This window comes from Rhodoferax sp. RT4P68, assembly GCF_056521305.1.
The window spans coordinates 56,187-75,126 of record NZ_JBWMBB010000006.1 but is presented as its reverse complement, the minus strand read 5'-3'; the positions used below and the strand labels follow the sequence as shown (position 1 = coordinate 75,126).

The following is an 18,940-nucleotide window of genomic DNA, read 5'->3' as shown; positions in this document are numbered from 1 at the left end:
ATGGTCGTCTCCCCGTTCAGGCCAGCGTGGCCGCAGCTTCATGGATAGCGGCGCGCACGCGGGCGTAGGTGCCGCAGCGGCAGATGTTGCCGGCCATGGCAGCGTCGATGTCGGCATCGCTGGGCTTGGCATTGCCCTGCAGCAGCGCGGTGGCGCTCATGATCTGGCCGCTCTGGCAGTAGCCGCACTGGGCCACATCGATCTTGACCCAGGCCTGGTGCACAGCCTTGCCGACGCGGTCGCTCGGGATGGCCTCGATGGTGGTGATCTTCTGCCCGGCGGCGGCCGCGATCGGCGTCACGCAGGAGCGGATCGCCGCGCCATTCAGATGCACCGTGCAGGCACCGCACAGCGCGGCGCCGCAACCGAACTTGGTGCCCGTCATGCCCAGCGTGTCGCGCAGGGCCCAGAGGATGGGCGTCGAGTCGTCGGCATCGACGCGCATGTCTTTGCCATTGATGTTCAAGGTGGCCATGGGAACTCCTTCGTGGGGGATGTTATGAATGAATGTTCATTCTGTTACGGGTGAAATCAAAAGACGCACTTCCCGGGTTTCAGGCCTTGATGCCGTCCCAGAAGATCGAGAACGCTTGCGCGAGGGCGGCATCCGTGTCCGGCAGGTCACCACTGCGAAGCAGATTGGCCGTCTCGCGCACCGAGCCGAAGAAGCTGGACGCCAGCAGCATGGTCGGCACATCCTTGATGATCTGCTGCGCCCGCGCCTCGTCGAAAAAGCCCAGGCAGGCGCTGGTGAAGCGGGCCGAAAACTGGCGCGACGCCTCGCTGAACCAGGGCGAGTTGTAGTACTGCTCCATGAACACCGTCTCGGGGTAATGCGCCCGCCGGTGCTGCAGCATGCGCAGCCAGTTGCGCTGAAAGCGCGCGCGGAACGGCATGGGGCCTGCGTCGGCCTCGTCGGTGATCAACCGCGCCAGCGCGCCCTTGACCTGCTCGTACAGCGCGTTGAGCAGCTCTTCCTTGGAGCGGTGGTACACGTACAGCGTGCCGGTGGCGATGCCGGCCTGGCGCGCAATGCCGGCCATGGTCAGGCCCGACAGGCCGACCTGCTCCACCAGCGCAAAGGTGGCGCTGGCGATGGCTTGCTGTTTGTCGTCGTCTTTGGGCTTCATCACGGCGGCGATGTTAGGCGAATGAATGTTCAGTCGTCAATCGCCATTGGATCGGCCAGCGCACAATTGCGCCATGAGTGAACTCCAAACTTCCATCGCCGCTCTGCGCAAGAGCTACGAGCGCGCCGAACTCGACGAATCGGCCTCGCATGCCGACCCGCTGCAGCAGTTCGACCAATGGCTGAACGAGGCCATCGCGGCCCAGGTTCCCGAGCCCAACGCCATGACGCTGGCCACTGTGGGCGGTGACCTCAGGCCATCCACGCGCATCGTGCTCGTCAAGGGCTACGACGCTCGCGGGCTGGTCTTCTACACGAACTATGAAAGTCGCAAGGGCCAGGAACTCGCCGGCAACCCGTATGCGGCGTTGCAGTTCCACTGGGTCGAGCTGGAACGCGTGGTGCGCATCGAGGGCGTGGTGGAGAAAGCGTCTGCGCAGGAGAGCGATGACTACTTTGCCAGCCGCCCGCTGGACTCGCGCATCGGCGCCTGGGCCAGCCCGCAGAGCCAGGTGATCTCGGGCCGCGGCGTGCTGGTGGCCAACGCCGCCAAGATCGGCGCGCAGTACCTCTTGCAACCGCCCCGCCCGCCACACTGGGGCGGCTACCGGCTGGTGCCCACCGAATGGCAGTTCTGGCAAGGCCGCAAGAGCCGGCTGCACGACAGGCTGCGGTACCGCCTGGAGGGCGGCGACTGGTTGCGCGAGCGGCTGGCGCCCTGAACGGCGCCGCCAACGTTTCGTAACCTTCTCGCGGGAAACCCCTGATCGCAAACGTTTGCGCAATCGTTTTTGTCTTCCTATATTGGCTGCTTTCCAACGCAGCACAACAAGGAGACAGCCCATGCGTTCGACCCGCCGCACCCTCACCACCACGTTGGCCCTGGCCGGCCTGCTGGCCGCCACGCCCACCTGGGCGCAGAGCCCGCCCAAGGTGGCGCTGGTCATGAAGTCGCTGGCCAATGAGTTCTTCCTGACCATGGAAGAAGGCGCCAAGGCGCACCAGAAGGCCAACGCCAAGCAGTACACGCTGGTGGCCAACGGCATCAAGGACGAGACCGACGCGGCCGCCCAGATCCGCATCGTCGAGCAGATGGTGGCGCAGAAGGTCGACGCGCTGGTGATCGCCCCGGCCGACTCCAAAGCCCTGGTTCCCGCCATCAAGGCGGCCGCCGACAAGGGCGTGCTGATCGTCAACATCGACAACCAGCTGGACCCGGCGGCGCTGAAGGAAAAGGGCCTGTCCGTGCCCTTCGTCGGCCCGGACAACCGCGCCGGTGCCAAGCTGGTGGGCGATGCGCTGGCCAAGACGCTCAAGAGCGGCGACAAGGTCGGCATCATCGAAGGCGTGTCCACCACCTTCAATGCCCAGCAGCGCACGCTGGGCTACCAGGATGCGATGAAGGCCGCCGGCGTGACCGTGGTGGGCGTGCAGTCGGGCCAGTGGGAGATCGACAAGGGCAACCAGGTGGCCAGCAGCATGATGCGCGAGCACCCAGATTTGAAGGCCCTGCTGGCGGGCAACGACAGCATGGCGCTGGGTGCCGTGGCGGCGGTCAAGGCTGCTGGCAAAACCGGCAAGGTAGTGGTGGTGGGCTACGACAACATCAGCGCCATCAAGCCCATGCTGAAAGACGGGCGGCTGCTGGCCACGGCCGACCAGTTCGCGGCCAAACAGGCGGTATTTGGCATTGAGACGGCTCTGAAGGCCCTGGCCGCCAAGACGCCGCAATCGGGCATGCCGGCCGAGATCAAGACTGACGTGGTGCTGGTGACCAAGGATTCCAAATGAACGGGCCCGTCATGCAAAGACGCACCTTCGGGGCCGTGCTCGCCGGTCTGGCACTGGCACTGGCACTGCACGGCTGCGGCGGCAGCGACGACGATGATGCACAGAAGATCATCATCGACAGCGACTACAACACCATGAGCGACGACGGCCAGCTGGGCGTGATGGCCGCGCAGCTGCAGGCCGAAGGCAAGCTGAAGGTGCTGGGCATCACTGTGGTCTCGGGCAACAAGTGGCTGGACCAGGGTGTGGCCGAGGCGCTGAAATCCATGGAGCGCCTGGGCATGGGCCAGCGCATCCCGGTCTATGCCGGCGAGAACTACGCGCTGTCGCACGACTGGGCCACGATCGAGCAGGAACTGGCGGCCGGCGCCGCCAACGACGGCTATTACGGAGCCTGGAGCGTGCAGAAGACGGCACCGACCGCAGCCGAAGTGGTCGCGCCGTCGGACGGCTTCGCGACGACCGTGTCGCTGCAGCCCCAGCATGCCGTGGACTTCCTGATCGACAGCATCAAGGCCAACCCGCGCGAGATCACCATCCTGGCCATCGGCCCGCTGACCAACATCGCCAAGGCCATGCGCAAGGCGCCCGAGATCGTGCCGCTGATCAAGCAGATCATCTACATGGGCGGGGCGGTGCACGTGCCGGGCAACACCACCAAGACGGCCGAGTTCAATTGGTGGTTCGACCCCGAGGCCGCGCAGTACGTGGTGCGCCAGCCGGTGCCGCAGGTGGTGGTGCCGCTGGACGTGACCGACACCGTGCAGCTGACCACGCCGATGTACAACCGCGTCGTGCGCGGCACGCGTCAGACCGCCGTGACCCGGCAGTTCCAGGAGGTCATGGGCCCGGGCTTCAACGGCGTGGGCTTCGAGGGCGACCCGAACTACGAAATGGACGTGTGGGACACGCTGACCATCGCCTACCTGATGGACCCCACGTATGCGACCGAGGTCAAGGAAGAGTACGTGGACGTGGTCAACGCGCCGGGCGCCGCCAACAACGGCCAGTCCATCGGCTACGCCACGCAGCCGGCCGGGCCGACGCTGCAGAAGATGAAGGTGGTCACGAAGTTCGACAACGCGCGGTTCTTCGAGTTCTACGTGGACTTGCTGACGCGGCCGGTGCCGATTCGGTAAGGGTCGATCGCTCCGCAGCGTTGTGGCTGGTACGCCATGCGCGAACCCCGCCTGTGGCCTGCCTGCTGAATGTCGGTCGGCAGCAGGGAAAGATCAGGCAGACGTGCGCGAAGCGCTGGAGAAAAGGTCGGCTTCGCGCCCGTTGCTGTCATTCAGGTCACATAGATCCAGTCGTCGAAGCAGACATAGGGGAGAACAGAAGATGGTCGCCGATCCCTGCGCGCCTACTTGAGCTCCAAATGCGCGTGGTAGCCATCCGATCATCGCCCATCCAGAGGCGCCGCCGCCTTGACTTAGTGCGTAGTCGCGTCAGAATCCGCGAGAGCCCCTTGATGTTTAGCGATCCCGTCTGTAGCTAATACCGCAATCGCATCTTCAGATGCGTGAAGAATGTAGTTTAGGAGTTCCAATGTCGGTTAGAGATAACTATGCGAAAACAGTAAGGCGCGAGTTAGGTATGCATCCCGTGTGGGAGCCAGGTACTCGAATTTCGCTCGGGGATTTCGGCATGCTACAAGACGGAATTTTTCAGAAACTTGGTCAATTGGATGAGTTTCTTCCGTCGGATGTTCTTAAGCAAACCCGCTCCGCCCCGTCGAACCTCGAATTCCTTAGTGCGGGAACTCAGGTCAAATATCTGGGAATGGAAGGAAAAGTGACCGCATCCACACTGGAGATCGGAGGTGCCGGCGGGGAGATGCAGATAAATTTTGCCCGGCAAAACTCGTTATATCTGAAGTCGTGCCGAACCTATACCGATGACGTAGCAAACTTAGAAACAGTATGCTCATTGCTTCGAGAGGACAGCCGGTGGGATTCTTCGTGGGTATTAGTGTCAAGCTTGCGAGTGGCAAATAATTTGGCCTTGGTGTTAGCAGCTTCCGACTCGTCTACGGTATCCTTAAAGGGAGGAATTGAAGCGCTCAGGTCTTTTGAATTGGGAGATCTAAAGCTCGACTCCGGATTAGTAGTTTCTGGCGATGCTGCCTATCGCGCACTTGGTACGTCGGGACCACTATTGCTCAAATTGGTGAAACTGCGGAGATTCTTTAAGGGCATATCGCGTGCCGCCGGCGTCGGTAGCTTAGCCATCAAAGCTTATGAAGACGTTCCGGTAGACAGAATATAACGATTAGGTCGCGGAATGATGCGCACGCCTTGCAGCTTCGAACAAGAGTCGCAAATAGTCAGGCTCAGCGCCGGCGATTTTCTTCTGTGCAATCGAGACCAAAAATTCGCAACCGGTCATGAATTCTGGCATAACTGCGGGCACACCCAATATATCAGGATTTCCCCGGTAACGACTAAGAACAAAGCGAAGCTGTGTGAGCCAGCGTTCGATTCCCGGAAACTCAGTAACAAGATAGTCGGTAAGTCCATCCCGACGCACGACCTCACCGGCCGAAAATTCGTGAATCAAGCACAGGACAATAAGATGGGGTTGTTCAACTACCCACCGCGCTGCGGAGAGTGATTTATTGCGGTCTTTGTCCCCGAGATGCAACAGCTGAAGGAACGCCTCTCCTTTGTGCCCTTCCATCTCCTTAAGCTCAAAACCGAGAAGCTGCATTGCTAGAGGATCTGGTGCTGTCTCTTCGAATCTCTCCCGAGGCCGGAGTTGGCACTCAACAGCACCTCGCCAGATCTCCGCAATTGCAAATTCCGGTCGCTTGACTGCAACAATCCATTCCTGCCTGACGGACTCCCACAGAGCCTCGAAAACCGCATAGGCGGTTAGGCAACCTTCGCGGATCACTCTTGCGCTCTTGTATCCAATCTGAAAGCCTAATACTTCTATGAGTGCGTCAAATCGATCGGTAGGCGAAGGATGGGTATCTCTAGCTAAGTGACCAGCGTTGCGCGCAGGTATAGCCGCCATTGCATTCTCTAGAACGATCTGACATGCAAAGAAGAATGCAATGCCTTGAAAACAATGTATTATGTGCATTGGGTCGGCCGTTCCGGCTCGCGTAATCCATTCTTCCGCGTGCATGTCGGCGGCAAACTCTTCTTGGTGAGATCTGGCGGCAATCGTCAAGGCCCTATTCCCGATCTTTGCTTCTACCCTTCGTTCTTGGCCGAAGTCACCTCGCCGGATGTGACCGTATTCGTGGGCAAGCACGAATAGCTCCGCGAATCCGAGTAGTCCTTCCTTCGACGCGGACTTTATGGGTGATAGCGCGGGTGGGATTATCTTTCGCGGATCACCTACTATCAGAATTCCGTTTAGCGCCTGGAGGAACTGCTGGTGCAGCAATTTGTTCTGTCTTACCGCACGAACGAGTTTATCGCGGTCAGGCGATAGCGGGAGGCCGTCCGAGTGTTCCGGCCACTCGCTGAAAAGTGCTGCAGCTAACAGATTAAGTGAACCGAAGATGCCGGTCTGAAAAAGTATCAGGTATTCTTCAGATCTCTCATCTAGGCAAAGGGTGAGCGCATTACACTGACCAATCGGCAGGCTCCCGAGAAGCACTCCGGAATGGAGCCCGTGATTGGATACCTCGGAGACTATCTTCCTGAGTCTTTCGTCGAGGTTGCAGATCAACTGATAATCTAGTGGATCCTGGTAGGGAGTTGGCCTCTCAAGCTTCAGCGCGTCTTGGATAGAACTTCGAATGCCAGCCCTGTACTCTTCAAGCTGTTGAATCTCGATATTTGAGTAAGCTAGATGACGGTATGCCATCACCGCCGTGAGATTATCTGCGGCAGATTCGTCCAGAACTGAGAGAGACTTGAAGTCAGTGCGCGCATGCTCTTGCAAATCTCTAAGCATAGAGACGGCAGCAGACGACGGCTTCTTTAAGGACATGTCCACTCCTACCTTGTTATAGAGGTTTCGTCCACTGAGGGCAAAGCAAGGAACTGAGCGATGAACGGACCCGCGTTCCCACGCCATCGCTCATTCGCATGTTGTGGGCTTGGGCACTATCCCGATTGTCCCACAGGCTCTTTCAGTTCAGTTTGCGAAAGCATCCTAAATGGTAGGGATGCGCAGCCGCCGAGATCATGCTAAGCCAAGTTCTCCGCGCTGCCTTGGTGGACTATGGCGAAGTGCGTTCTGCGCTCAGTGATACGAAACGAACAACGTCGAAGCCGCCGCTGACCGGCACCCGCTCCTGGCCGACAGCGGGTCATCGTCGCCGGCAACTTTGCGCCCTGGGGAGTCGGTCGAGGCTGCAGAACGTTTGCCTGATATACGACATTCGGCGCTTGATCCCAACCGACTGTGGCATTACAAGAAATCAACTTTGCGACTACGCTACTGATGTGTTCTCTACAAACCGTGGTGGCATGTCACGTCAACACGGCCATGGCGCACCGTCGTTAAGCAATCCGCGCTGTTGTGCGAACCGATTCTTGCTAACTAGCCAGCGTCGATCTAGACCGCTTCGATCAACGATCTCGTCATGAAGCGAGTGCGCGATGCGACTCAAGAGAAGCGTCAGATCTATAAGCATCCTCGCCGCGAGCTTTGGCTGCCGCTCTACGCTAGGATCGCTCCGCATCAGAATCGTGTTGTTTTCCAATCGGTCAATCAGTCCATCAACGGTTTGCGCGCCCGTGGAAAGGTAGGTAAAGGTATCCAGGCTGCTCTTGAAGCGCGGTGCCGTGTATGCAAATCCCGGTCTGTAGTTCACTGCATTGCGCAAAGCGCTCGGCCAGTCATCACCAAGAACCGCCGACGAGGCGATGATCGCCATGAAAAGCCTCTCCTCTTGAGGGGAAGCTACGCCCGACCCAACCTCGGCGTATATGGCCTTAAAGAGTCCGAACACAGTGGTCCAAAGTTGCTCGTGAACGCGACGCTGACGCTTCACAAGCAGAATCTCGCGCGTTCCAGCGCTTATCGCACCACCGCAGATTACCTCGTAGGTTCCTTTGCCCATCGACATTGAACCTGTCGGCGCTAGCTTAGTAAATTGCTTAGCCACATCGGGAGTGACGAACCAAAGAGCATGCCCGACCATCCTCGAAAAACCCATAGCTGCGAAGTATGCCCAGTAGTAAAATGTGACCACTTGCCAAGCTGGGCTGTTCCACTCTGAACTCGCTAACGTCTTCATCAATGAAACCTGATGCTCAAGCGCATGATCCAAGTGGTATGCGGCATCAGAGATCAATGCACCTCCAAAGTCAGTTGGAGAGGCCGCTATGGAGAACCTAGTTGATGTTGCTGATGCGACTGTATAAGTGCCGCGCGCTTGCCATGCAGCTAGCGTTAGTGGGCTCTTGAAACTGACGTTTGCCCCGGGCGGCACTGCGTCTAAAGCCCGTTGGCGAATTCGCTGCCAAAGAGCGCTTTGAGGCAAGCTCACAACATCTCAGCCGAAATGGGAGCGGTCTTTCTCAGGGTGGACTGCATGATCGCAACGATTGCCTTCTTCGACAAAAGTACCCTGCCACCGGTTCCGAAGTAGCTAAGACGAGCCAACGGTCGAATGGTTGCTTGAATCATCGCCTGCTTAACGTTTTTCTTCGAGGTCAAGGTACTCTGGATCACTTCGCCGAAAAGTTCAAAAATCGATTCGAAAAAGGCCGACCGCAGAAGTAGTGACTTCTCTGGAATTTCGGCATCCCACGCGTTGAGAAAGTTAAGAATTAGCCTATATCTGTTCTCTGCACCAGCGTCGAGAGCAACACCGGAAGTCAGAATCGGACCCACTGCGCGGTTGAATGTCACCCTTGAGATGCGGTTCGCAAGCGACTTGGAAGCGCTGAGTTTTCCGGCGAGGGGTGATTGCGAATCGGTGTTCAAGCGGTCAAAGATCTGACGGAGCGTATGTTCTTTCGCGTCTTCGACGTCAGCGAGTTCTTTGATATCAAGCAGTAGCGCCGCAGGCACACCCCTCTGCGTCGTGTTAATGTCGATGAACAATTTCGTCTCTTCTGCACGCGTTAGGCCCTCGTAGATAGCGACTGGGACTCTGTGACGAACAGAACATTTCTGGTAACCCCAAAGTCTATGTTGCCCATCCAAAACCAAGAAGGCTGACGGCTCGCGCGAGAAAGAAATAGATTTCGTTTTCCGGTTGTAGAGGAAAGTTGCATTCGGTTGAGCAGACAAGACAATGTTGCTCGGGATCGAACCAGTCCCAGCAGCAAGATAGCTTGCAATGTCGTCAGCGCGCGACTCGTTTAAGGCGCGCTGAAATCCTGCCACAGGATCCTCGTCTCGCTTTGCAACGAAGCAATAACTGAACAGATCGTCGACTGGGATCGTCGTAAAGTAAAAACGATGCTTGTTCTGTGTCATCAGCAAGGCAGGATAGGTAGTCGCCTTTTTTCGGATGATCTTCTTTGTTGGCGCAGATGCGGATTGGGTCGCCATTTTTTCTCCTTCAGCACGCAGTTATTTGGCGCTCTGTTGAGAGAAGTCTACAAGAGAGTTTCGCCCCACTGCTTGCGTCCGATACCTGCGCCAAGCCCTCAGGTGTTTGCGCGCCCGCACGGAGAAGTCAAGGCTGCGGATGGGCCGCGAGGCCTTATCAGACTGCCACCTCGCACTCCCGACGTTTGCCAGCTAGTGAAGTCGCCGTCTAGTGAAGACGCCGCATTGTTCGAAGTCTGGCAGCGAGTTGCCGGAAAGCAGGCCATGGCGACGGACAGCTCCTGGCCGAGAGCGGTCCGCGGCGCACCGGCCCAGCCAGCCTCGAACGACCTGTGCCCCGTCGCCACGCGCCGCACCACTTGGCCAAACCTTACAGGTCAGAACGCCACACCCGCATAGAGCAGCACGTTCGCATACGGCGTGCACTCGCCCGTGCGCACCATCGCCCTGGCGCCCGCGCACAGCTGCTTGAGTTGGGCATGCGTCACCACCTCGACGGCGGCAGGCGCCAGCGGCGCAGCCCAGCCGGGCACCTGGCCGGCCGCCGCCTCCTGCGCCACCACCGCCCGCTCCACCTGCAGCTCGCTCAATACAGCGGTCAGCACGTCGGCGAATGAGGGCACGCCGCGCATCACGGCGAGGTCGATGCACTGCGGCCCCGGCGGGATCGGCAGGCCCGCATCGCCGATCACCAGCAGGTCGCCGTGGCCCATGCCGGCGATCACGCGCGAGAGTTCGGCGTGCAGCAATGTGGTGCGCTTCATGGCAGATCCTGGGCAATGGGTGGTTCGGGCTGGGCATCGACCTCGGCCGCCGTGGGGATGGAGACCTGCGCGCCCAGGCGTGTCACGCACACGGCGGCGGCACGCACGCCGCGCGCCGTGGCCTGCGCCAGATCCTGCCCCTGGGCCAGCGCCACGGCCACGGCGCCGGCAAAGGTGTCGCCCGCCGCCGTGGTGTCGACGGCCTGCACCTGCAGCGCCGGCTGGAAACGGCAACCGCCCTGCTCCACGATCACGGCGCCCTGCGCGCCCAGCGTGACGACCACGCGCCCCACGCCGCGCGCGCGCAGCGCCTGGCCGGCGGCGGCGGCCTGCGCGGGCGTGGCGACCTCGCAGCCGGCATAGGCCGCGGCCTCCACCTCGTTGACCACCAGCGTGTCCAGCTGCGGCCACAGTTCATCGGGCAGTGGCTGCATCGGCGAGGGATTGAGCAGCACGCGGCAGCCGGCCCGGTGCGCCGCGGCGACCGCCTGCAAGACCACCGGCAACGGCGTTTCCAGCTGCGTGACAAGGAACTGGGCGCTGTGCCACACGGGGGTGTAGCCCTCGAATTCCAGCTTGCCGTTGGCACCGGGCAGCACCACGATGCGGTTCTGCGCCGAGTCCTCCACCATCACCAGCGCGCGGCCGGTGGGCTCGTTGTCGTCGATCTGCAGACCGTCGAGCGCAATGCCGTCCATGGCCAGCGCAGCGGACAAGGCCTCGCCGTCGGCATCGCGCCCGATACGGGCGAGCAACCGCACCAAGGCCCCCTGGCGCGCGCAGCTCACGGCCTGGTTGCCACCCTTGCCGCCCGGCAGCAGCGCCAGCGAATGGCCGGTCAGTGTCTCGCCGGCCTCGGGGGCGCGCGGCACGCGCAGCAGCAAATCCATGTTCAGGCTGCCAAGCACGACGATGGTGGGCTGGACCGTCATCCGCGCTCTCCCCGGTACGGCGCCGTCGACGCACGCACGCGCAGCTCCGGCTGCAACACCACCTTGCGCGCGTCCTGGCGGCGGCCTTCGATGCGCTCGAGCAGCATGTCCACCGCCATCGAGGCGATGCGCTGCTTGGGCTGGGCCACGGTGGTGAGCGGCGGGCAGGCGAAGCGCGCCAGTTCGATGTCGTCAAAGCCGACCAGCGACAGATCGTCCGGCACGGCCACGCCGCATTCGTGCGCGGCGCACAGCGCGCCGATGGCCATCAGGTCGTTGGCTACGAACACCGCGCTGGGCCGCGGCGTCTGCCGCAGGATGGCGTGCATCGCGGCATAGCCGCCTTCGCTGGTGAAGTCGCCCGGCTGCAGCAGGCCGGCCGTGGGCAGGCCGAGGCCGGCCAGCGCCAGGCGCCAGCCCTCGGCACGCTGCTCGGCCGTGGCCACGCCGGCCGGGCCGCCGATGCAGGCGATGCGCCGGTGGCCCAGCGTGGTCAGGTGCTGCACGGCCAGCAGCGCGCCCTGCATGTGGGCGGTCTCCACCAGATCGCAGGGCAAGGTGTCGATCTCGCGGTCCACCATCACGGTGGGAATGCGCAGGCCGGCCAGCAGACCGGGCAGCGCCGGGTCTTCGCCGGACGAGACCACGATCAGCCCGTCGACCCGGCGCTCGGCCAGCACCTGCAGCACCATGCCCTGGCGGCGCGGCTCGTCGTCGGTGTTGCACAGCAAGAGGTTGTAGCCGGCGCCAAAACAGCGGTCTTCGATGCCGCGCACGATCTCGGCGAAATAGGGGTTGGAGCTGTTCGGGATCAGCATGCCCAGCGTGTGGGTGGCACTGCGTTGCAGGCTGCGCGCCACCGCGCTGGGCACGTAGCCCAGGTCGCGGATGGCCTGCTCCACGCGCGCGCGGCCCTCTTCGCTGACAAAGCGGGTCTTGTTGACCACGTGCGAGACGGTGGTCACCGAGACATTGGCGTGGCGTGCCACGTCCTTGATGGTGGCCATCGGTTCAACCCTTGTTGGCGCGCCGTTGGCGCAGCGTGTCGACGATCACCGCGACCACGATCACGCAGCCGGTGATGATGCGCTTGCTGGGCTCGCTGGCGCCGACCTGGGCCAGCCCGGCCTCCAGCACCGCGATGATCAGCACGCCGATGAAGGTGTTGACCACCGAGCCGCGCCCGCCCATCAGGCTGGTGCCGCCGATCACCACGGCCGCGATCACGCGCAGCTCCATGCCCTGCCCCGCGTTCGGGTCGGCCGCCTCCATGCGGGCAGCCTGCATCAGCCCGGCCAGGCCGGCCAGCAGGCCGGTCAGCGTGAACACGATGATGCGCACCGGCCGCGGGTCCACGCCGGCCAGGCGCATGGCCTCCTCGTTGGTGCCGATGCCCACCACGCTGCGGCCGAACACGGTGCGCGTGAGCACCAGCTGGCCGACGATGACCAGTGCCACCGCCAGCAGGAAGGCCACCGACACGCCGCCCACCAGCGGCGCCGCCAGCCCGGCAATGCGCTCGCCCACATACTGGGTGCGCGAGCCGGTGACGAGATACGCCGAGCCGCGCACCACCTCCAGCATGCCCAGCGACACGATGAAGGACGGCAGCCGCCAGGCCACCGAGACCGAGCCCAGCACCAGGCCGCACAGCGCACCAGCGCCCAGGCCCAGCAGCGCGGCGGGCAGCGTGCCCCAGCCCCACTGCAGCACGGCCATCGCGCTCAGCGCCGCGCTAAGTGCCAGCACCGAGCCGACCGACAGGTCGATGCCCGCGATGATCAGCACGAAAGTCATGCCCACCGCCATCACCGCCAGCGCCGGGATCTCGTTGACGATGGCGACGAAGGTGTCGGCGGTGAAGAAGTACTCGGAGAGGCTGCTGAACAGCGCCACCATGCCCAGCAGCACGACGGCCAGGCCCAGGTAGGTGCCCAGCTGGGCGTTCAGGCCGCTGCGCGGCGTCGTGCTTGCTGCGGCACTCATTGAAAATCCTCCGGCTTCGCCTTCGGGGCGAGCTTGCTTGGGGCGGCCCGGCGCGCGCTCATGCAGAGGCCCCCTCGTGTCGTGGTTCGCTGACGCCGCTGAATGCAGCCGCCAGCAGGGATCGCTCGGTCCAGGCGCCGCGCTCGAACACCTGCACCAGGCGCCCGCCGCTCATCACGCCGATGCGGTCGCACATGGCCATCAGCTCGCGCAGATCGCTGGAGACCATCAGCAGCGCGCGGCCGTCGGCGGCCATGTGTTCCAGCTCGGCGTACAGGTCGGCGCGCGCGCCCACGTCCACGCCGCGCGTGGGCTCGTCCAGCAGCAGCACCTCGCAGTCGCGGTGCAGCCAGCGCGCGAACACCACCTTCTGCTGATTGCCGCCGGACAAGGCGGACACCGCCTGCTCTTCGCCCTGGCAGCGCACGCGCAGCTTGCGCACCAGGGCCTGCACGATGGCGCGTTCGCGCCCCGGCTGCAGCCATCCGCCGCGTGCCACGGCCGGCAGGTCGCTCAGCGTGGTGTTGACGCGGATGGGTTGCGGCAGCAGCAGGCCTTCGGACTTGCGGTCTTCGCTGACCAGGCCGATGCGCTGGCGCACGGCCTGGATGGGGCTGGACCAGCGCGGCGCGGCCTGGCCGTTGGCCGCCAGCAGCTCGACGCTGCCGCGGTCCGCCTGGTCGGCACCGTAGATCAGGCGCAGCAGCTCGGTGCGGCCGGAGCCGACCAGGCCGGCCAGGCCGAACACCTCGCCGGCGTGCAGGTCCAGGCTCACGCCCTGCACTGCCTGGCCGCGGCCCAGATCGCGCACCCGCAGCTTCACCGGGCCAACCGGGCGGCGCGCGCGGTCCGCGTCGTCGTCCAGCGCGCGGCCGATCATGCGTTGCACCAGGTCGGCCTCGCTGACGCCGGCCATGGGCCGCGCGTCGACCAGCCGGCCATCGCGCAGCACGGCCACCTGGTCGCAGATGCGCCGCAGCTCCTCCAGCCGGTGCGACACATAGACCAGCGCCACGCCCGCTGCAGACAGCTGGGCGATCTGGGCGAACAGGCGCTCGGACTCGCGTGCGGTCAGCATGGCCGTGGGTTCGTCCAGGATCAGCACGCGCGTGTCGTCCTGCAGGTTGCGCGCGATCTCCACCATCTGCTGGTGGCCGATGCCCAGTTGCGCGACCGGCGTGTCGGGGTCGATGTCGACAAGGCCGATGCGGGCCAGCTGCCGCTCGGCCAGCGCACGCAGCCGGCTCTTCTGCACGAAGCCGGCGCGCTGCGGCAGGCGGCCCAGCAGCAGGTTCTCGGCCACGGTCAGCGTGGGCACCAGGCCCAGCTCCTGCATCACCATGCGCACGCCCTGGGCCTCGGCCTCGCGGCGCGAACGCGGCACGAACGGCTGGCCGCCCAGCTGCATGCTGCCGCGCGTGGGCGCCACCAGGCCGCAGACGATCTTGGACAGCGTGCTCTTGCCCGCGCCGTTCTCGCCCGTCAGCGCCAGCACTTGGCCGGCGTGCAGATCCAGGCTCACGCCGTCGAGCACGGTGGCGGCGTAGTCCTTGCCGATGCCCTGCAGCGACAGCACAGAAAGTGCCGCCATGCTTACTTGCTGTCCTTGGTGACCAGCACCACGTCGGTCTTGATCTCGGCCGGCATGCCCGATTGCGGCGTCTTGGCGGCCAGGGCCTTCAGAGCCGTCTCAATGCCGAACACCGCCTGCTTGGCCGCGAACTGGTCGGCCGTGGCCAGCAGCCGCCCGTCTTTCAGCATGGGCTTGATCGCGCTGATGTTGTCGTAGCCCACCACGGTGACCTTGCCAGTCTTGCCAGCGGCCTTGACCGCTGCCACGGCACCCAGCGCCATGCTGTCGTTGCCGGCCAGCAGGGCCTTCAGATCGGGGTGCTCGCGCATCATGCTGGAGGCCACCTGGTTGCCCTTGTCGATCTCCCACTGGCCCGACTGCACGCCCACCACGGTCACGCCGGCGGCCTTCATCGCATCCTGGTAGCCCAGCGTGCGCTGCTGGGCATTGAAGGTGGTGGACACGCCTTCGATGATGCCGACCTTGTCGCCCGCCTTGAGCGTCTTGGCCAGCGCATCGCCCACCAGCTTGGCGCCGGCGCGGTTGTCCGGGCCGACGAAGGGCACGGACAGGCCCTTTTCCTTCAGTGCCGCCGGGTCCAGCTGGTTGTCGATGTTGACGATCAGCACGCCCTTGTCGGCGGCCGCCTTGATGGCGGGAACCAGGGCTTTGGAGTCGGCCGGGGCGATCACCAGCGCGTCGACCTTCTGCGCCACCATCTGCTCGACGATGCGGATCTGGGCGGCCGCGTCGGTCTCGTCCTTGATGCCGTTGGCCACCAGCGTGTACTGCTTGGCGTTGGCCTTTTGGTGCGCCTTGGCGCCTTCTTCCATGGTCAGGAAGAACTCATTGGCCAGCGACTTCATGACCAGGGCCACCTTGGGCGGGCTCTGCGCCCAGGTGGGCGTGGCGGCCAGCAGGCCGGCCAGGGCCAACGTGGTGGTCAGGGTGCGGCGGGTCGAACGCATGGGCTGTCTCCTTGTTGTGCTGCGTTGGAAAGCAGCCAATATAGGAAGACAAAAACGATTGCGCAAACGTTTGCGATCAGGGGTTTCCCGCGAGAAGGTTACGAAAGGTTGGCGGCGCCATTCAGGGCGCAGTCCGCAGGTCAGCGGGTCAGCCGCAACCGGAAACAGATGTCGGCGCCTTGCGGCAAATACAGCACCTGCCAGGTGCCGCCCTCATGGGTACTCTTTCGAAGTACTGCCGCGATTGTGGAAATCGGCCCGCGCTCGTGCATCCATTTTTGGATGAAGCGGCCATGGCCACACCCGCACGGGCGCCGCGCTTCGCGGTCGTCAACGCCTCACTCCAGGCTGATGTTCCCGCGCTTCACCAGCTCGCCGTAGACCTTGGACTTGATCTCCGCCTGCCGCGCAATCTCTTGCGGCGACCAGGCCAGCGGCTCGAACGCGAAGGTGTCGAAGCGCGCGCGGATCTCCGGGTCGGCAATCACCTTGGCCACATCGGCGTTGATCTTCGCCTGCAACGCAGCCGGCATGCCCTTGGGCGCCAGCAAGCTGACAAACGAGTTGACCTCCAGCCCCGCCGGCCCGCCGGATTCGGCCATGGTCGGCACATCCGGCATCTGCGGCACGCGCTTGGCCGCGGCCACGGCGATGTAGCGCAGCTTGCCGGTCTTGTAGATGCCCTGGCTGGACGGGATCGAGGCGAAGCTCCACGGCACTTCGCCCGTGGCCACGTTGGTGAACAGCTGCGACACCTCGCGGAACGGTGCGTGCTGCATCTGCGTGCCGGCCAGCGCGTCGACCTGCTGGCCGCCCAGGTGGCCGGGGCTGCCCACGCCCCAGGAGCCGTAGACGATCTTGTCCGGCCGGGCCTTGGCGTCGGCGATCAGATCGCCCATGGTCTTGTACTTGGAGTCGGTGCCCACCGCGACGAAGAATGGCGTGCGGAACAGCGAGGCCACCGGGTCGAAATGCTGCAGCGTGACGAAGTTCTTCGACTTGTACAGGTGCGGCAGGGCGGCCACATGTTCGCTGTCCAGCTGCAGCAGGGTGTAGCCGTCGGGGGCCGCGCGGCGCGCCTGGTCGATGGCGATGAAGCCGCCGCCACCGGGCTTGTTGTCGATGGTCACGCGCTGATTCCACAAGCGGCCCAGCTTGTCGCCCACCATCCGCATCACCGCGTCGGGGCCGCTGCCCGCGGCAAAGGGCGTGATGATGTTGACCGGCTTGGTCGGGTAGTCGGTGGCCTGGGCCAGCGCGGCGGTGCCTGTGCAGCACAGGGCGGACAGGGCGGTCAGGCGGATGAGGGCGTTGCGTTTGTTCATGGTGTCGTTGTCTCCGAAGTTGCAATCAGGGGGGCCAGGCAGTTGTCGGCCGTCCAGCCATACAGCCATTCCATGGCGTCGTAATAGCGCTCTGGCGTGCGGCCCGTCCACAGCGCATTGCGCACTTGGCGCTCCACGCCCTTCGCGTGAAAGATGCGGCCCATTTCGCGCGCGGACAGTACCACGCGTGCGGTGCGCGCCACGCGTGAAGTCTGATACAGCGCAAAGGCCTTCACGAAGTCGTTGTCGTGCCGGCCCAGCGCCTCGCCCAGCGTCACGGCATCCTCCATCGCCATGCAGGCGCCCTGCGCCAGGTACTGCAGCGTGGGATGGGCGGCATCACCCAGCAGCGCGGCGCGGTCGTACACCCACTGGCTGATGGGCTCGCGGTCGGCCGTGGCCCAGCGCTTCCAGTCCTTGGGCAACTCGATCAACTGGCGCGCGCGGGCGCTGATGCCTTCGAAGTAGCTCAGCACTTCGGCGCGGCTGCCCTCGCGCACGCTCCACTCCTCCTGCTCGCGGCTGTGAAAGGTGACGACCACGTTGTACTGCTCGCCGCCGCGCAGCGGGTAGTGCACCAGGTGGCAGTTGGGGCCGACCCAGATGGCGGCGGCGTTCCAGCGCAGGTCTTCGGGAAAGTCGTTCTTCTCGACCACTGCGCGGTAGACCACGTGGCCCGAGACACGCGCCTCGTCGCCCACGTATTGCCGGCGCACGGCTGACTTCACTCCGTCGGCGGCGATCAGCGCCTGGCCGCGGTGGCGCCGGCCTGTCGCGTCGACCACGGTCACGCCCTGCGCGTCCTGCTCCACGCGCTGCACCTGGGTGCCGGTGGCGACCTGGATGCGGCCGGTGGCCTGCGCGCCCTCCAGCAGCGCGCCATGCACATCGGCGCGGTGGATCACGGCATAGGGGTTGCCAAAGCGTTGGCGAAAGGCCTCGCCGGTCGGAATGCGGCCCACCAGCGTCTCGTCCAGCGCGTCGTGCATGACCATCTCGTCGGTGTAGACGGCGCGGGCACGGGCGATCTCGCCGATGCCCAGCGCGTCGAACGCGGCGAAGGCGTTGGGGCCGAGCTGGATGCCGGCCCCGATCTCGCCAAGCTCTGGGGCCTGCTCCAGCACCTGCACGTCGAAGCCGCGCCGCACCAGGGCCAGTGCCGCCGCGATGCCGCCGATGCCGCCACCGGCCACCAGCACGGGGAGTCGTTCAGTCTTGTTCATGGTTGTCTCCTCGGGTCTCGTCACGACATCAATCGACACGCACCACGAGCGGCGCAAAGCCGTCGATGCGCACCGTCATGGTCTGGCCGCGTTCCACCGCGCCCACACCCTCGGGCGTGCCGGTGAAGATCAGGTCGCCGGGCTGTAGCGTGAACAGCGTGGACAGGTTGGCAATCACCTCGCCGACCGACCAGATCAGGTTGCGCACGTCGCTGCTCTGACGCACCTGGCCATCGACCTCCAGCGTGATGGCACCAGCGCTGACTTCACCGCCCGCAGCCAGCGTGCGCAGAGGGCCGACAGGGGCCGAGAAATCGAACGCCTTGCCGATCTCCCACGGCCGGCCGGCTTCGCGCATCTTCATCTGCAGGTCGCGGCGCGTCATGTCCAGGCCCACGGCGTAGCCGTAGATGTGCTCGGCGGCCTGATCGACCGGGATGTTGTTGCCGCCCTTGCCGATGGCCACGACCAGCTCGGCCTCGTAGTGGTAGTTGCGCGTCAGCGGCGGGTACGGAATGGTGGCCGTGCTGCCGGCAGCGACCGGCACGACCGATGCGTCGTCGTTCGGCTTGCAGAAGAAGAACGGCGGCTCGCGGTCGGGGTCGAAGCCCATCTCCCGCGCATGGGCCGCGTAGTTGCGGCCGACGCAGTAGACGCGGCGCACGGGGAACAGCTGGTCGCTGCCGGTGACCGGCAGGCCGACCGTGGGGGTGGGGGCGAAAACGTAGGACATGCGTGGTCTCCTGCCGCGCTGTGGCGGCATCCGGGGTTGAAAAAAAAG

Annotated in this window: 18 protein-coding genes; 4 read left to right on the top strand and 14 right to left on the bottom strand. The window is 64.0% G+C overall.

Annotation, left to right across the window (positions count from 1 at the left end):
• Positions 1–16 precede the first annotated feature (16 nt).
• Together AC099J_RS14650 and AC099J_RS14645 are read right to left on the bottom strand one after the other, a co-directional pair.
• Positions 17–475 carry a (2Fe-2S)-binding protein gene (locus tag AC099J_RS14650; protein ID WP_479616008.1) on the bottom strand — a complete coding sequence of 153 codons (459 nt, stop codon included), beginning with the start codon at positions 473–475 and terminating at the stop codon, positions 17–19.
• A 79-nt stretch (positions 476–554) separates the two neighbouring features.
• Positions 555–1,130 (bottom strand): TetR/AcrR family transcriptional regulator, encoded by a 576-nt coding sequence (locus AC099J_RS14645; RefSeq protein ID WP_479616007.1) that lies wholly within the window; start codon positions 1,128–1,130, stop codon positions 555–557.
• A gap of 73 nt (positions 1,131–1,203) precedes the next feature.
• Between AC099J_RS14645 and pdxH the strand changes: the two genes are divergently transcribed.
• From pdxH to AC099J_RS14625, 4 genes are all read left to right on the top strand, one after another.
• Complete coding sequence (gene pdxH / locus AC099J_RS14640) at positions 1,204–1,851, top strand: pyridoxamine 5'-phosphate oxidase (RefSeq protein ID WP_479616006.1); 648 nt, start codon at positions 1,204–1,206, stop codon at positions 1,849–1,851.
• Positions 1,852–1,972: 121 nt separating this feature from the next.
• Entirely contained in the window at positions 1,973–2,920 is a 948-nt protein-coding gene (locus tag AC099J_RS14635) for a substrate-binding domain-containing protein (protein WP_479616005.1), read from the top strand.
• Positions 2,917–4,059 carry a nucleoside hydrolase gene (locus AC099J_RS14630; protein WP_479616004.1) on the top strand — a complete coding sequence of 381 codons (1,143 nt, stop codon included), beginning with the start codon at positions 2,917–2,919 and terminating at the stop codon, positions 4,057–4,059. Before AC099J_RS14635 ends, AC099J_RS14630 begins: the two co-directional genes overlap by 4 nt.
• 409 nt (positions 4,060–4,468) lie before the next feature.
• Positions 4,469–5,188 carry a hypothetical protein gene (locus tag AC099J_RS14625; RefSeq protein ID WP_479616003.1) on the top strand — a complete coding sequence of 240 codons (720 nt, stop codon included), beginning with the start codon at positions 4,469–4,471 and terminating at the stop codon, positions 5,186–5,188.
• Positions 5,189–5,191: 3 nt separating this feature from the next.
• Here AC099J_RS14625 and AC099J_RS14620 read toward each other — a convergent pair whose 3' ends face one another.
• The 12 genes from AC099J_RS14620 to AC099J_RS14565 all read right to left on the bottom strand — a co-directional run bounded on the left by AC099J_RS14620 (position 5,192) and on the right by AC099J_RS14565 (position 18,892).
• Complete coding sequence (locus AC099J_RS14620; protein WP_479616002.1) at positions 5,192–6,868, bottom strand: M48 family metalloprotease; 1,677 nt, start codon at positions 6,866–6,868, stop codon at positions 5,192–5,194.
• A 490-nt stretch (positions 6,869–7,358) separates the two neighbouring features.
• Complete coding sequence (locus AC099J_RS14615) at positions 7,359–8,180, bottom strand: hypothetical protein (RefSeq protein WP_479616001.1); 822 nt, start codon at positions 8,178–8,180, stop codon at positions 7,359–7,361.
• Between the two features lie 191 nt (positions 8,181–8,371).
• Positions 8,372–9,388 carry a DGQHR domain-containing protein gene (locus AC099J_RS14610; RefSeq protein WP_479616000.1) on the bottom strand — a complete coding sequence of 339 codons (1,017 nt, stop codon included), beginning with the start codon at positions 9,386–9,388 and terminating at the stop codon, positions 8,372–8,374.
• 377 nt (positions 9,389–9,765) lie between these two features.
• Positions 9,766–10,152 (bottom strand): D-ribose pyranase, encoded by a 387-nt coding sequence (rbsD, locus tag AC099J_RS14605; protein ID WP_479615999.1) that lies wholly within the window; start codon positions 10,150–10,152, stop codon positions 9,766–9,768.
• Positions 10,149–11,084 (bottom strand): ribokinase, encoded by a 936-nt coding sequence (gene rbsK, locus AC099J_RS14600; protein WP_479615998.1) that lies wholly within the window; start codon positions 11,082–11,084, stop codon positions 10,149–10,151. The genes rbsD and rbsK overlap by 4 nt, the downstream gene beginning before the upstream one ends.
• Positions 11,081–12,091, bottom strand: coding sequence for a LacI family DNA-binding transcriptional regulator (locus tag AC099J_RS14595; protein WP_479615997.1), 1,011 nt, complete (start codon positions 12,089–12,091; stop codon positions 11,081–11,083). The genes rbsK and AC099J_RS14595 overlap by 4 nt, the downstream gene beginning before the upstream one ends.
• A 4-nt stretch (positions 12,092–12,095) precedes the next feature.
• Positions 12,096–13,070 (bottom strand): ABC transporter permease, encoded by a 975-nt coding sequence (locus AC099J_RS14590; RefSeq protein WP_479615996.1) that lies wholly within the window; start codon positions 13,068–13,070, stop codon positions 12,096–12,098.
• A gap of 58 nt (positions 13,071–13,128) precedes the next feature.
• Positions 13,129–14,661 carry a sugar ABC transporter ATP-binding protein gene (locus AC099J_RS14585; protein ID WP_479615995.1) on the bottom strand — a complete coding sequence of 511 codons (1,533 nt, stop codon included), beginning with the start codon at positions 14,659–14,661 and terminating at the stop codon, positions 13,129–13,131.
• A gap of 2 nt (positions 14,662–14,663) precedes the next feature.
• Positions 14,664–15,611: a substrate-binding domain-containing protein gene (locus AC099J_RS14580; RefSeq protein ID WP_479615994.1), complete on the bottom strand. Its 948-nt coding sequence runs from the start codon at positions 15,609–15,611 to the stop codon at positions 14,664–14,666.
• Between the two features lie 338 nt (positions 15,612–15,949).
• Positions 15,950–16,936 carry a Bug family tripartite tricarboxylate transporter substrate binding protein gene (locus tag AC099J_RS14575; protein ID WP_479615993.1) on the bottom strand — a complete coding sequence of 329 codons (987 nt, stop codon included), beginning with the start codon at positions 16,934–16,936 and terminating at the stop codon, positions 15,950–15,952.
• Positions 16,933–18,159, bottom strand: a complete 1,227-nt coding sequence (locus AC099J_RS14570; RefSeq protein ID WP_479615992.1) for a 3-hydroxybenzoate 6-monooxygenase — start codon at positions 18,157–18,159, stop codon at positions 16,933–16,935. The genes AC099J_RS14575 and AC099J_RS14570 overlap by 4 nt, the downstream gene beginning before the upstream one ends.
• A 28-nt stretch (positions 18,160–18,187) precedes the next feature.
• On the bottom strand, positions 18,188–18,892 hold the full coding sequence (locus AC099J_RS14565) for a fumarylacetoacetate hydrolase family protein (protein WP_479615991.1): 705 nt from the start codon (positions 18,890–18,892) through the stop codon (positions 18,188–18,190).
• Between the last annotated feature and the right edge of the window lie 48 nt (positions 18,893–18,940).

What these genes read in the sequence shown, in the direction of transcription:
- AC099J_RS14625 (WP_479616003.1), top strand. Translation starts at nt 4,469, where the DNA reads ATGTCGGTTAGAGATAACTATGCGAAAACAGTAAGGCGCGAGTTAGGT.
- AC099J_RS14610 (WP_479616000.1), bottom strand. Translation starts at nt 9,388, where the DNA reads ATGGCGACCCAATCCGCATCTGCGCCAACAAAGAAGATCATCCGAAAA.
- AC099J_RS14630 (WP_479616004.1), top strand. Translation starts at nt 2,917, where the DNA reads ATGAACGGGCCCGTCATGCAAAGACGCACCTTCGGGGCCGTGCTCGCC.
- AC099J_RS14620 (WP_479616002.1), bottom strand. Translation starts at nt 6,868, where the DNA reads ATGTCCTTAAAGAAGCCGTCGTCTGCTGCCGTCTCTATGCTTAGAGAT.
- rbsD (WP_479615999.1), bottom strand. Translation starts at nt 10,152, where the DNA reads ATGAAGCGCACCACATTGCTGCACGCCGAACTCTCGCGCGTGATCGCC.
- AC099J_RS14645 (WP_479616007.1), bottom strand. Translation starts at nt 1,130, where the DNA reads ATGAAGCCCAAAGACGACGACAAACAGCAAGCCATCGCCAGCGCCACC.
- AC099J_RS14590 (WP_479615996.1), bottom strand. Translation starts at nt 13,070, where the DNA reads ATGAGTGCCGCAGCAAGCACGACGCCGCGCAGCGGCCTGAACGCCCAG.
- AC099J_RS14595 (WP_479615997.1), bottom strand. Translation starts at nt 12,091, where the DNA reads ATGGCCACCATCAAGGACGTGGCACGCCACGCCAATGTCTCGGTGACC.
- rbsK (WP_479615998.1), bottom strand. Translation starts at nt 11,084, where the DNA reads ATGACGGTCCAGCCCACCATCGTCGTGCTTGGCAGCCTGAACATGGAT.
- AC099J_RS14575 (WP_479615993.1), bottom strand. Translation starts at nt 16,936, where the DNA reads ATGAACAAACGCAACGCCCTCATCCGCCTGACCGCCCTGTCCGCCCTG.
- AC099J_RS14650 (WP_479616008.1), bottom strand. Translation starts at nt 475, where the DNA reads ATGGCCACCTTGAACATCAATGGCAAAGACATGCGCGTCGATGCCGAC.
- AC099J_RS14635 (WP_479616005.1), top strand. Translation starts at nt 1,973, where the DNA reads ATGCGTTCGACCCGCCGCACCCTCACCACCACGTTGGCCCTGGCCGGC.
- pdxH (WP_479616006.1), top strand. Translation starts at nt 1,204, where the DNA reads ATGAGTGAACTCCAAACTTCCATCGCCGCTCTGCGCAAGAGCTACGAG.
- AC099J_RS14585 (WP_479615995.1), bottom strand. Translation starts at nt 14,661, where the DNA reads ATGGCGGCACTTTCTGTGCTGTCGCTGCAGGGCATCGGCAAGGACTAC.
- AC099J_RS14580 (WP_479615994.1), bottom strand. Translation starts at nt 15,611, where the DNA reads ATGCGTTCGACCCGCCGCACCCTGACCACCACGTTGGCCCTGGCCGGC.
- AC099J_RS14570 (WP_479615992.1), bottom strand. Translation starts at nt 18,159, where the DNA reads ATGAACAAGACTGAACGACTCCCCGTGCTGGTGGCCGGTGGCGGCATC.
- AC099J_RS14565 (WP_479615991.1), bottom strand. Translation starts at nt 18,892, where the DNA reads ATGTCCTACGTTTTCGCCCCCACCCCCACGGTCGGCCTGCCGGTCACC.